Source organism: Terriglobia bacterium (assembly GCA_036496425.1).
Classification (GTDB): Bacteria; Acidobacteriota; Terriglobia; order 20CM-2-55-15; family 20CM-2-55-15; genus 20CM-2-55-15.
The window spans coordinates 1-11,173 of the sequence record DASXLG010000386.1 but is presented as its reverse complement, the minus strand read 5'-3'; the positions used below and the strand labels follow the sequence as shown (position 1 = coordinate 11,173).

Below are 11,173 nucleotides of genomic sequence, written 5' to 3'. Positions count from 1 at the left end.
CGGTCGTGAAGACCGAAGCGTGAAGCCGGCGCCGAACTCAGACGTGGAATTGCCCGTTCGAAACTGACCGGCTTCTCCTGAGCCAGCTGCGGAAAGGAGTACACCTCCGCGGAAATATCCACATGTTGAGCGCGCGCTTTCTCGATTTCAGCCAGGACGGACTTCTCCGTATCCAATACCTGAACCGCCACCTTCGCCTCGCGTGCGATCGCGATCGGTTCTGTCGCGTCGTGTGACCGGACCACGACAATTCCGCCAAACTTCGCAACCACTTTTGCGAGAGCAACCCGTTCATCGTGAGAACTGAACGACGCCGGTTCCTGTTGAAGGTTGGAGGCGAAGCCGAAAGCTCCCTGCTTCATCGCATCGGAAACGAGTTCCTCCATCAGGCGCAACTCATTCGCGGTGGCACTGCGTTTGAAATCGCTGCCCATGATCTGGCGGCGAACGGTGGCATGACCGACCAACATGGCGATGTTGGCCACTGGAGGCCTGTCGTCAAATGGAAGCATGAAATCTTCGACGGAATATGGCCCCGTGCCGTCGGAACCCAGAATGGTCGTGGTGATGCCCTGGGTGATCAGCGGAGAGGCCGGCTGGAGGCCCTGCACATCGACAAATCCCGGAGCGATGATCATACCCTTGACGTCGAGCGTCGTTTCATTCAGCGCAGCCTTGAAAATCCCGATATCGGCGATCTTGTCATCTTTGATGCGAAGGTTCGCCGCGGCGCGCATCTTTCCTGTGCCGTCAATCACGACGCCGTTGACCAGCACGAGATCCTCGGCGCACGCGGTCGATGAAACGAGCAAGACCAAAACAATCAGAAGGAGGGATCGCATGACCGGGTATTATGTCAAATTGGAGGAGATTTGATGAAGATCACCCGATACGTTCGGTTCGCGGCGGAAGGCAGGACTTCATATGGAATCCTTGAAGATGCAACCGTCCGGGAACTTCGTGGTGACCTGTTCAGCGGGGCCGGGCCGAGCGGCAAAGAATTTAAAAGCTCGGAGGTGCAGTTGCTTGCTCCCTGCGAACCTTCGAAAATCCTGGCGGTGGGCCGAAACTATAAAAGTCACATCGCCGATCGCGGACTGGAGCCCGCCAAAGAGCCGGGAATTTTCTGGAAACCGAGCTCGTGTCTGATCGGAACGGAAGAAAACATCGTTATTCCTGAAGGCGCGCACAATGTCCACTACGAGGCCGAGCTGGTGGTCGTGATCGGGAAAAAAGGGAAAGACATCCCGGTTGCCGGCGCCGCCGGACACATCTTCGGTATCACCGCAGGCAACGATGTGAGCGAACGCGACTGGCAGAAAAATGATCTCCAGTGGTTCCGCGCGAAGGGTTCCGACACCTTCGGCGGTCTGGGTCCCTGCATTGTTCAAGGTCTGAACTACAACGATCTGCTGGTGCAGAGCCGGTTGAACGGCGAAGTGGTGCAGTCACAGCGGACGGCGGATCTCATCTTCCCGGTCGACACGATCGTGAATTATGTCAGCCGGTTTGTCACGCTTGTGCCGGGCGATATCATTTATACAGGAACGCCTGGAACCACAAAAGCAATGAAACCCGGCGATGTGATCGAAATTGAAGTGGAGGGCGTGGGGGTCCTCCGGAATCGCATCGCAGGCTCGACGGTATAATAAATACAAATGCGAACTTCAATAGACGCTCTCAAAGAAAAAGGCCGCCGGCTGCGTATCGATTCGTTGAAAGCCACAACGGAAGCGGGTTCCGGCCATCCGACCTCCTGCATGTCGGCCGCGGATCTGATGTCCGTCATTTTCTTCAACGAGATGCAGTTCGATCCGAAAGATCCGCACAACCCCGCGAATGACCGCTTTGTCCTCTCGAAAGGCCACGCTGCGCCGCTGCTCTGGGCGGCATATGCCGAATGCGGAGTGCTCGAAGAAAAGGATCTGCTCACGCTGCGAAAAATCGACAGTAATCTGGAAGGGCACCCCACTCCGCGAATGCCCTGGGTCGACGTCGCGACGGGATCGCTCGGCCAGGGATTATCCGCAGGCCTCGGAATGGCTCTTGCGGCACACCTGGATAACATTCCTTTCAGCACATACGTCCTTCTGGGCGACGGCGAATGCGCCGAAGGATCGGTATGGGAAGCGGCCGCGCTGGCGCATTACCACAAAGCGTCCAGTTTGTACGCCATCGTGGACGTCAACGGGCTTGGCCAGAGCCAGCGGACCATGGACCAGTTTGATGTGGATCGCTTTGCTGCGAAGTTTCGTGCTTTCGGCTGGTATGCACTGACGGTCGATGGCCACGACTACGCCGCCATCCTCAGCGCATTCGAGAAATGCCGGAGCGAAGGCGGCGAACAGCCTCGAGCGATCGTTGCGAAGACGTTCAAGGGCAAAGGCTCCTCGATGCTGGAAAACAAGGACGGCTGGCACGGCAAAGCCGTTTCCAAACAGGATCTGCCAAAAGTTCTGGCGGAGCTCGCAACACCGCTGGGTCCGAATGAATTCAAGCCCAGTCCTCGTACCGGCTTCTCGATTCCGGCGTTTTCAGGAGAAGTCCGCATCACCGTCGACCGGAAGCAGGACGAATCCGCGGCAACGCGGGAAGCTTTCGGCGATGCCCTCGTGAAAGTGGCGGACCAGGATCCACGCATTGTCGCGCTCGATGGAGACACCAAGAATTCAACCTTCACCGAGAAGCTGCTCAAGGCCCATCCAAAGCGTTTCTTCGAAATGTTTATCGCGGAACAGAACATGGTCGGCGCCGCGACAGGCCTCGCAGCCCGGGGCAAAGTTCCTTTCGTCGCGACATTCGCGGCCTTTCTGACACGTGCCTTCGACCAGATCCGCATGGCGGGCGTTTCGCAGTGCAACGTAAAATTCTGTGGATCGCACGTCGGCGTATCCATCGGCGAAGACGGGCCCTCGCAGATGGGCCTCGAGGATATCGCGATGTTCCGCCCGATTCCCGGATCCGTCATTCTCTATCCCTGCGATGCGGTTTCCGCAGAGCGTGCCGTCGAGCAGGCGGCCCGCCATCGCGGCATCTGTTATATCCGCTCGAGCCGGCCCAAGACACCGGTGCTGTACTCGAACGACGAACCATTTCCGATCGGAGGTTCCAAGACCCTCCGGAAATCCGCCAACGATCGCGCTACGGTGATCGCCGCGGGAATCACGGTTCACGAAGCCTTGAAAGCGGCAGTGCAACTTGAAAAAGAAAAGATTTCCATTCGGATCATCGACGCCTATTCAGTCAAGCCGATCGATGCGCAAGGCTTGCTCGCTGCTGCAAAGGAAACCGGAGGACGCCTTGTGGTGGTCGAAGATCATTACATAGAAGGTGGACTGGGAGACGCCGTGCTCGAAGCGGTCGGGAACCAGGCGAAAGTCGTGAAGCTTGCGGTGCACGAGATTCCGCGCTCGGGCCAGCCGGATGCTCTGATCGAGAAATACGGCATCAGCAGCAGTCATATTGTAGCGGCAGTGAAAGCATTCTGAGGCAGACAGGAGGAACAATGTCCACCAGCAGGAAGGAACCGGTACCGCCGGAAGTGCGTGTTGTCGTGGAAGTCGACGGCAACCCTGTCGGCTTTTTGAATCTCGACGTTGAGCGGCTGTGGCCTCTGATCAATCATCGCAAGCACCAGAGCGTTCCGATCGAGTGGATGGATATTGCGAAACTCGACTCGCTGATGCGCGCCTCCATAGTCAGACGCCTGGTGGCACGCATGCAGAATCATCTTTACCAGACCGTGGGAAACGAAATCGTCAAGGCCGAGCTCGACGTCGAGAACTTCAAACTGAAAGCGGAAGCTGCCGCGCAGGCATTCGGCACGAAAAAGACGGATATCGAGAAGCTGGTCGCCGAGTCCGGCCGGACAGCATCGGACTTCGATTCATTTTTCTGGGAATACGTCCTGGATGATAAGGAAGTTAACGATTTGAAGAAAGAGTGGAAGGTGAAGGGTACTCCGCCTCGATAATCGAACGCATCCCTCCTCTGGTGCTGAAATCGCCGGTGACTTTGATCGAAACCGGCTGGCAGGCCTTCACGATGTCGCGCAGAATCCGATTCACAGCATTCTCGTAAAAGATCCCGAGGTTGCGATACGCCGTAAAGTACGCCTTCAGGGATTTCAGTTCAAGACATTGGTTATCGGGACGATAGCGGATCGTAATCGTGCCGAAATCGGGCAGTCCGGTCTTCGGACAAATCGAAGTGAATTCCGGCATCGCGATCGTGATTTCATATCCCGGAAATTGATTGGGCCAGGTTTCAATGGCTGGAAGATCGGCGCCGATTCCGGACCTGGCGTGCTGCTCGGTATATTCGGACATCGACGTAATATACCAAATATGGAAAGCCGGCTCGAGCAACTACCTTCCCTGGCTGGAGTAGCCAATCGCTACTAGGAATTGACGTCTCGCATGAGACCCCGGGATTTTCATCTCGGAGGCATTTCTTTGCAAGTATTTTTTCAACAAACTCACCCTGCTGAGCTACTATCAGTGGCATGCCGAAGTTTATGAAACCCGTTATTGTCATCATCTTGGCGGTGGGCGTTGCAGCGGGTGCTGCAGTGTTCCTGAGCCGTGGTTCCGATCAGCCGGTCGAGAACCCTTCGACTCCCAGCCGCGCTGAAATCAAGCCCGGCGGACACAGCCGCGGACCGCAGAACGCCCCCGTGACGCTGGTCGAATTCGGCGATTACGAGTGTCCCGTCTGCGGAACCTGGTATCCCTTTGTCAATGAGCTGCTGACGCGCTATCCCGACAAGTTGCGCCTCGAATTCCATCATTATCCGCTGGTCAGCGTCCACCCGAATGCCATGGCCGGCGCAATGGCCGCGGAAGCTGCCGGTGAGCAGGGCAAATACTGGGAAATGCACGATGCGCTGTTTGAGCATCAGCGGGAGTGGGGGGAATCACCCAACCCCAAGCCGTACTTCATGAATTTCGCCAGCCATATCGGGCTGGATCTGAACAGGTTCGAGCAATCGTTAAGCTCGCCGGGACTGCAAAGCCGGATTCTGACGGACGTCTCGCAGGCACAGGACCTGCACATCGAGGGAACCCCGACGTTCTTCCTCAATGGTCAACTGATCCAACCCAAGCTGAACATGGAGGAACTGGTCCAACTGGTCGAAACGCGCCTTCATAAATGAAATTGCGTTCTGTTGGGATCGGCTGTCTTGCGCTTGTCGGAATGGTGGACGCGCTTTACCTTTCCATCAAGAGAAACGCCGGCCCTATTCCCTGCCATGTGACCCACGGCTGCATGGACGTGCTGACCAGCAGGTATTCCGAAATCGCGGGCATTCCCCTGTCCTGGCTGGGGCTGGCGTTTTACGTCACGATCCTGAGCCTGGCGGTCTTCAAGTTGTTTGAAGACGCCGATCGTCCGCTGAATTTTCCGCTGTCCGCCATCTTTTATCTGACTGGAACCGGACTGGTCGTATCGGCGCTGCTGGTCGGAATTCAGGCGTTTATCCTGAAGGCGTATTGCGAGTATTGCCTGCTCTCGGCCACGCTGGTTCTGTTGATGTTTCTGCTGGCGCCGAATCCTGGCCGGCATAAACATCCTGCGTGAGGAGTTCCCGTCCCGGTATCCTGCTTTCGCGGCTGACCAGGGCCTGCTTCTCCGCGGCTGCCATTTCGTCCACAACCTGGTTCTCGACCTCTTGCAGCCTGGAGCGCGAAATGCCGCGCCGCTCAAGATAACTCTCGTACATGCCGATCGGGTCCCGTTGGCCCCAGTATTCAAACATCTCGCGGGGGCAGATATCGCGTGCTTCTTTTTCATCATGCGTGGCATGTCCGCCCATCCGGAACGTCTCCGCAAAGATAAGGACCGGGCCGTGCCCGCTACGGGTGAGTTCGGCAGCCTGCTTTGTAGCCGCGTAAGTATCGAGAACATTGTTGCCGTCGCATGAGAAACCGGCAACTCCGTAGGCTTTGCTCCACGCCGTGAACGGGCCGGCCTGATGATTCTTCAGAGGGGTTCCCAGGGCAATCTGATTGTTCTGCAGGACGTAAATCGCCGGCAGGTGCAGAACAGCGGCGAGATTGATGCCTTCATGGAAGGCGGTTGTCTTGGTTGCGCCGTCTCCAATCCAGGTAAGCGCGACAGCCCGTTCGCCGCGTTGCTTGAACGCGAGCGCGATGCCGGCAAACACCGGCGTCAGCGCCGCAACCTGGCTGGCCGGCGCGATCACGCCATGAGCCAGGCTGCCGATATGAAGATCTTTTCCTTTGCTCGGGGAGTCGGCCGTCGCCAGATATTCGCGCAGCATGTCGACCACGGGAATTCCCATCTCGTGGCAAGCGCCGGCATTTCGAATCATCGGGCCGACCTTATCGATCGTGCGGTCCAGCGCATGGACATTTCCGACGGTCACTGCCTCCTCGCCCGTACCGAGCCAGGCTTTCGCGAGGATGCCCTGCTTCACCCACCGTTTCAGCGTGATATCGTGCAACCGGAAGCGCAGCATGCCCGCGTACATATCGAGAAGCCGGTCGTCATTCAGCTGTAAGATGATTCCGGAGCGCCCGGAATCCCGGCCGATCGTGTTCTCGAACTCTTCAATGATGCCGGGTAAAGGCTCCCAATGGACGTATTCGGGCGGGTCATACATCGGGTAGCGCTTCATTTTATAAGTGTAGCCGCAACGTTTCGCCGGGTGACCGGGTATTAGTAATTGATGATTCGAACTGCGCTCTTCATGTCCCGAACTCCGGACACGCAACCCTCGCCCGAGGCGGCGGAGGTGGCGTCGCTTGTGCGTCAGACCCTCGGCGGCGATTCCGCGGCATTCGAAGGCGTCATGCTGCGATTCGAACGGCGGGTCGTGCGGCTCGCCACCAAGCTGCTGGGCACTCCCGAAGATGTCCAGGATGCGGCCCAGGAAGTCTTTCTGCGAGCCTACAAGTACCTGCATCGCCTGGACCTGGAAAGGCCGATCGAACCCTGGCTGATGCGGATGACGATCAATGTCTGCCGCAATATCGGACGCAAAAGACAACGCCGCTGGAGCACATTTACGGATTCCGAGCCGGCCACCGCGCCGGCAACAGGCAAAAGCTGCGATCCCCACGCCGGAGTCGTCGAGGAACAAGAAAGAGAAATGCTTCACAAGGTGTTGCGAAGCCTTCCGGAGAAAGAGCGGCTCGCCATCACGCTGCGCGATATCGAGGGGCTTTCCACACCGGAAGTTGCAGCGATCCTGGAAACCTCGGAGAGCACGGTCCGCTCCCACATCAGCCGCGGCCGCGTTCACATGAAAGATGCGATTGACGCAATGATGGGAGGTCGAAAATGAATTGCGGCCATTCCAGAGAACAGCTGGCCTTGTTTATTGAAGATGACTTGGCGGGCTTCCAGGCGGAAAAAATCAGCCGCCAGATCGGCGCCTGCGCCGAATGCCGTTTGTTTTGCGAGCAACTCCGGACGACTCAATCTTTGATCAAAGAGCGGCTGAAGTCGCCGTTTCAGACGCCGCCGAATCCCGAATTGTTCGCAGCGGTACGAGCCGGAGTTCTGTCGCAGATCCAGGAGCAGCGGTTTTTCTTCCGGCCGCCCCGTTATGCGTTCGCCGGCTTTGTTGTCCTTATGATCGTATCCGTTGTGCTTCTGGGCCAGGTGCGCCGCACTCCCGCAGCTCAATTCGCAGGGAAAGCCGCCTTGTTACGGCCGCAGGGATACCGGGAATGGGTATCGGCCGGAGAAAATATATACGTGGATCCTGCCGCCTGGCGGGAGTACTCAAAAACCGGCCGGTTCCCGGAGGGCACAGTGCTTGTTCGTGAGCGCGTTCGTCCTCGAACCGCCCAGGAGACCGCTCAGGAGCGGGAGCCGCACGGCAGCCTCGTCGTTTCGGTAAAAGACGGCAACCGGTTCGAAGGGGGCTGGGGCTTCTTCGATTTCAGTGATTCCGGGAAAACTCAGGCGATCTCCGATGCGTCGTGCCGCCGTTGCCATTCCGCCGGGATGGCGATCGGATGAATTGGCCCCGCTCCGCGGCTCAATAAGAATGCTATAATGTGCCGGACTGTCGAAAGGGTAAATGCATGAAACGCAAACAGCTTAAGTTTGTCGTGGGATCGAGCGTCATCATTATAGCGATCGCCTTATTAGCCTACTCCGGTTACCAGGACAGCAAGAGCTACTTCCAGACCGTCCCGGAAGTCTATGCAATGAAAGACAAAGCCTTCGGCGTACGGATGCAGGTGTCGGGCGACGTGATGGCGGGTACGATTCAGCGCAGTGCTGACGGGAAAATCGTTGATTTTGTGATCGGACAGGAACCGCAGACATTGAAAATCCGGTACATCGGCAAGGGCCCCCTTCCAGACACGCTGATCGATCGCGCAACCGCGGTTGCCGGCGGCACTCTTGGCCACGACGGCGTTTTCACAGCCACCGATCTCACCGCCAAGTGCGCATCCAAGTACGACAAAGAGAAAGCAGCCGGCGTGAATATCGCCACAAAAGAGTAAACGAACATGGCAGCACAAATCGGCCAGTTTGCCCTCGCGCTTGCCTGGGTGGTGACGGCATATTCCATCGTCGCGTCGCTCCTCGGCATCCGCCTCAAAAATGACAGCCTGATTGCCAGCGGCCGCAACGCCGCGCTGGCGGCTTTCGCGTCGATCACGACGTCGATTGTCTGCCTCGGCTACCTGTTCGCGGTCAGCGATTTCTCCATCAAGTACATCGCGGCCCACTCGAATCGCGACCTGCCGATTTACTTCAAAGTCAGTTCGATCTGGGGCGGGCAGGAAGGTTCGCTGCTGTTCTGGGGCTGGCTGTTGACGCTGTATACAGCCCTGGTCGTGGTTCAGAACTGGCGCAAGCACAGCGCGATGATGCCGTACGTCACGGCAGTCCTGATGACGACATCGTTGTTCTTCACGACCATGCATCTGTTCGCGGTCAATCCGTTCAATCAGACAGTGCTTCTGCAGTCGGGATCGCCGTTGCCCTTTGTCCCCCACGATGGACAAGGATTGAATCCCCTGCTTCAGGATGCCTACATGGTCATCCACCCTCCGATGCTCTATCTCGGCTTCGTCGGGTTTGCCGTTCCGTTCGCGTTCGCGATGGCGGCAATGTTCACACGCCAGCTAGGGGATACATGGATCCGCACCACGCGGCGCTGGACGATGGTCGCCTGGATGTTCCTGAGCATCGGAATCATGCTCGGCGGCAAGTGGGCGTATCACGAGCTCGGCTGGGGCGGATTCTGGGGCTGGGATCCGGTTGAAAACGCTTCGCTGATGCCATGGCTTATCGGAACCGCGTTCCTGCACTCGGTGATGGTCCAGGAAAAGAAGGGCATGCTGAAGATCTGGAACATGGTGCTGGTCATCATGGCCTATATCATGTCGATCTTCGGAACGTTCCTGACGCGAAGCGGAGTGGTGAATTCCGTTCACGCGTTCGCGCAATCTTCGATCGGCGGTTACTTCGCGGCCTTCATCGTGATCGCGTTGTCGGCCTCGTTATACCTGCTGTTTGACCGCCTGCCCTACTTGAAGAGCGAGAACCAGATGGAGTCGATGGTTTCCCGCGAAAGCAGTTTCATGTTCAACAACCTGATTCTGCTCGCGGCGTGTTTCGCGGTGTTCTGGGGCACGATGTTCCCGGTCATTTCCGAAGCGGTTACGGGAACGAAGATCACGGTGAGCGCACCATTCTTCAACAAAGTCAACGTTCCGATCGCGATCTTCCTGATGTTTCTGACCGGTGTCGGCCCATTGCTGGCCTGGCGCAAAGCCTCGCCGGACAGCCTGAAGCGGAACTTCCTGGTGCCGGCGATTCTCGCGCTGGTTTCCGGCGTCGTGATGTACGTCCTGGGCATTCACCATTTTTACGCGTGGCTGGCGCTGGTGATGTCGATCTTTGTCGCCACCACGATCGTCCGGGAATTCTATAAAGGCGCGAGGGCGCGAACCGTCGGTACGGGAGAGCGATTCATCGAAGCGGTCGTCAACCTGACGCTGCGCAATACGCGGCGGTACGGCGGCTATATCGTTCATTTCGGGTTCGTGCTGCTCTTCGTCGGCTGGTCGGGACAGGCGTTCACCACCGACGCGCAGGCCGACATGGGAATCGGCGACACGATGAACATTCGCGAATACACGCTGCGCATGGACAAGCTGGGCACGGCGGACGATCCCAACTACTCGTCCAATCAGGCCACCATTGGCCTCTATGAATACGGAACCAAGGTCGCCAATCTGAAACCGGAACGCCGAATCTACACGGCCGGCACCGAACCGCAACCCATGAGCGTCGTCGCCATTTACGACACGCCACATAACTTCTACCGAAGCGATGTGTATGTGGTGTTCGCCGGCGCAACCCCGGACGGCAGGAAGGCCATTATCCAGGTCTTCTATAACCCGCTCACGGCTTGGGTCTGGATCGGCGGCATGGTTCTTGTCGCCGGAACCCTGTTGGCATTGCTGCCGAACAAGAAAACCGTGATCCGCAGGCGGGTCGACGCAGAGATCGCACAGGAGCCCAAGGCAGTTGAGAGTCATGTTTAGGTACTCGGTCCGCATTGCGCCCCTGGTCTTCCTGTTGCTTCTGACTTCCGTTGGCCTCACGGCCGACCGCAATGAGCGCATGCGTGAGCTGACGCCCAAGTTCATGTGCGTGTGCGGCGGATGCAACCAGGTCCTGATGAACTGCAACCACATCGGTTGTCCCAGCCGCGAGGCGATGCTGAAAGACATCGGGAACAGAGTCGACCAGGGCACCACCGACGACGGCGTGGTCGAGTACTTCATCGATAAGTACGGCACCAGCGTGCTGTCTGCTCCGCCGGCCTCCGGCTTTAACCTGGCAGCGTGGGTGATGCCTTTTGCCGCGCTGGGAATCGGATTGGCGGCCGCCATCTTCTTTCTGCGCCGCTTCCGGTCGTTGCGGCCAAACGAACCAGCGGCGCCGGTCGACCTGGCGCAATACAAACAGAAGGTCGAAGAAGAACTCAAGAAATTCACACCGGAAGACTAAATGCTCTATTTGTTCTGCGGGATTCTCAGCAGTGCGGTGCTTGGCGCGATATGTCTGCCCCTGTTCAAACGCGACGACGCAGTGGAATCCTCGATTATCGAAGAGACCGAGTGGGACTTGCTTCAGCGCAAGAAGGAAGTCATTCTGGGCAATATCCAGGACC

At 57.7% G+C, this 11,173-nt stretch carries 13 protein-coding genes; 10 read left to right on the top strand and 3 right to left on the bottom strand.

Annotation, left to right across the window (positions count from 1 at the left end):
• Positions 1–842: hypothetical protein (locus VGK48_28530; protein ID HEY2385141.1), on the bottom strand; the 842-nt coding region annotated here is incomplete at its 3' end.
• A gap of 33 nt (positions 843–875) precedes the next feature.
• Between VGK48_28530 and VGK48_28525 the strand changes: the two genes are divergently transcribed.
• From VGK48_28525 to VGK48_28515, 3 genes are read left to right on the top strand one after another with little or no spacing between them, the layout of a single operon-like run.
• Positions 876–1,649 (top strand): fumarylacetoacetate hydrolase family protein, encoded by a 774-nt coding sequence (locus VGK48_28525; protein ID HEY2385140.1) that lies wholly within the window; start codon positions 876–878, stop codon positions 1,647–1,649.
• Between the two features lie 9 nt (positions 1,650–1,658).
• Positions 1,659–3,488 (top strand): transketolase, encoded by a 1,830-nt coding sequence (locus VGK48_28520; protein ID HEY2385139.1) that lies wholly within the window; start codon positions 1,659–1,661, stop codon positions 3,486–3,488.
• Between the two features lie 17 nt (positions 3,489–3,505).
• Positions 3,506–3,973, top strand: a complete 468-nt coding sequence (locus tag VGK48_28515) for a hypothetical protein (protein ID HEY2385138.1) — start codon at positions 3,506–3,508, stop codon at positions 3,971–3,973.
• On the opposite strand, the gene queF is transcribed toward VGK48_28515, so the two are convergent.
• Positions 3,924–4,328: a preQ(1) synthase gene (queF, locus tag VGK48_28510; protein HEY2385137.1), complete on the bottom strand. Its 405-nt coding sequence runs from the start codon at positions 4,326–4,328 to the stop codon at positions 3,924–3,926. The genes VGK48_28515 and queF overlap by 50 nt on opposite strands.
• 176 nt (positions 4,329–4,504) lie before the next feature.
• Here queF and VGK48_28505 point away from each other — a divergent pair, with 176 nt between their 5' ends.
• Entirely contained in the window at positions 4,505–5,155 is a 651-nt protein-coding gene (locus VGK48_28505; protein ID HEY2385136.1) for a thioredoxin domain-containing protein, read from the top strand.
• Positions 5,152–5,580, top strand: coding sequence for a vitamin K epoxide reductase family protein (locus VGK48_28500; protein ID HEY2385135.1), 429 nt, complete (start codon positions 5,152–5,154; stop codon positions 5,578–5,580). Before VGK48_28505 ends, VGK48_28500 begins: the two co-directional genes overlap by 4 nt.
• On the opposite strand, the gene VGK48_28495 is transcribed toward VGK48_28500, so the two are convergent.
• Positions 5,477–6,640: a thiamine pyrophosphate-dependent dehydrogenase E1 component subunit alpha gene (locus VGK48_28495; GenBank protein HEY2385134.1), complete on the bottom strand. Its 1,164-nt coding sequence runs from the start codon at positions 6,638–6,640 to the stop codon at positions 5,477–5,479. The two genes, VGK48_28500 and VGK48_28495, sit on opposite strands and share 104 nt — an antisense overlap.
• 51 nt (positions 6,641–6,691) lie before the next feature.
• Here VGK48_28495 and VGK48_28490 point away from each other — a divergent pair, with 51 nt between their 5' ends.
• From VGK48_28490 to VGK48_28470, 5 genes are all read left to right on the top strand, one after another.
• Entirely contained in the window at positions 6,692–7,309 is a 618-nt protein-coding gene (locus VGK48_28490; protein ID HEY2385133.1) for a sigma-70 family RNA polymerase sigma factor, read from the top strand.
• Positions 7,306–7,992, top strand: coding sequence for a cytochrome P460 family protein (locus VGK48_28485; protein HEY2385132.1), 687 nt, complete (start codon positions 7,306–7,308; stop codon positions 7,990–7,992). Before VGK48_28490 ends, VGK48_28485 begins: the two co-directional genes overlap by 4 nt.
• A gap of 65 nt (positions 7,993–8,057) precedes the next feature.
• Positions 8,058–8,486 carry a cytochrome c maturation protein CcmE gene (locus tag VGK48_28480; protein HEY2385131.1) on the top strand — a complete coding sequence of 143 codons (429 nt, stop codon included), beginning with the start codon at positions 8,058–8,060 and terminating at the stop codon, positions 8,484–8,486.
• Positions 8,487–8,492: 6 nt separating this feature from the next.
• Positions 8,493–10,541 carry a heme lyase CcmF/NrfE family subunit gene (locus VGK48_28475; protein HEY2385130.1) on the top strand — a complete coding sequence of 683 codons (2,049 nt, stop codon included), beginning with the start codon at positions 8,493–8,495 and terminating at the stop codon, positions 10,539–10,541.
• The gene (locus VGK48_28470) at positions 10,534–11,010 is read left to right on the top strand and encodes a cytochrome c-type biogenesis protein CcmH (GenBank protein ID HEY2385129.1); all 477 of its coding nucleotides are present in this window, start codon (positions 10,534–10,536) and stop codon (positions 11,008–11,010) included. Before VGK48_28475 ends, VGK48_28470 begins: the two co-directional genes overlap by 8 nt.
• Positions 11,011–11,173: the final 163 nt, after the last annotated feature.

Coding starts and splice junctions, on each gene's coding strand:
- VGK48_28485 (HEY2385132.1), top strand. CDS start 7,306: ATGAATTGCGGCCATTCCAGAGAACAGCTGGCCTTGTTTATTGAAGAT.
- VGK48_28480 (HEY2385131.1), top strand. CDS start 8,058: ATGAAACGCAAACAGCTTAAGTTTGTCGTGGGATCGAGCGTCATCATT.
- VGK48_28470 (HEY2385129.1), top strand. CDS start 10,534: ATGTTTAGGTACTCGGTCCGCATTGCGCCCCTGGTCTTCCTGTTGCTT.
- VGK48_28505 (HEY2385136.1), top strand. CDS start 4,505: ATGCCGAAGTTTATGAAACCCGTTATTGTCATCATCTTGGCGGTGGGC.
- VGK48_28515 (HEY2385138.1), top strand. CDS start 3,506: ATGTCCACCAGCAGGAAGGAACCGGTACCGCCGGAAGTGCGTGTTGTC.
- queF (HEY2385137.1), bottom strand. CDS start 4,328: ATGTCCGAATATACCGAGCAGCACGCCAGGTCCGGAATCGGCGCCGAT.
- VGK48_28475 (HEY2385130.1), top strand. CDS start 8,493: ATGGCAGCACAAATCGGCCAGTTTGCCCTCGCGCTTGCCTGGGTGGTG.
- VGK48_28495 (HEY2385134.1), bottom strand. CDS start 6,640: ATGAAGCGCTACCCGATGTATGACCCGCCCGAATACGTCCATTGGGAG.
- VGK48_28490 (HEY2385133.1), top strand. CDS start 6,692: ATGATTCGAACTGCGCTCTTCATGTCCCGAACTCCGGACACGCAACCC.
- VGK48_28500 (HEY2385135.1), top strand. CDS start 5,152: ATGAAATTGCGTTCTGTTGGGATCGGCTGTCTTGCGCTTGTCGGAATG.
- VGK48_28525 (HEY2385140.1), top strand. CDS start 876: ATGAAGATCACCCGATACGTTCGGTTCGCGGCGGAAGGCAGGACTTCA.
- VGK48_28520 (HEY2385139.1), top strand. CDS start 1,659: ATGCGAACTTCAATAGACGCTCTCAAAGAAAAAGGCCGCCGGCTGCGT.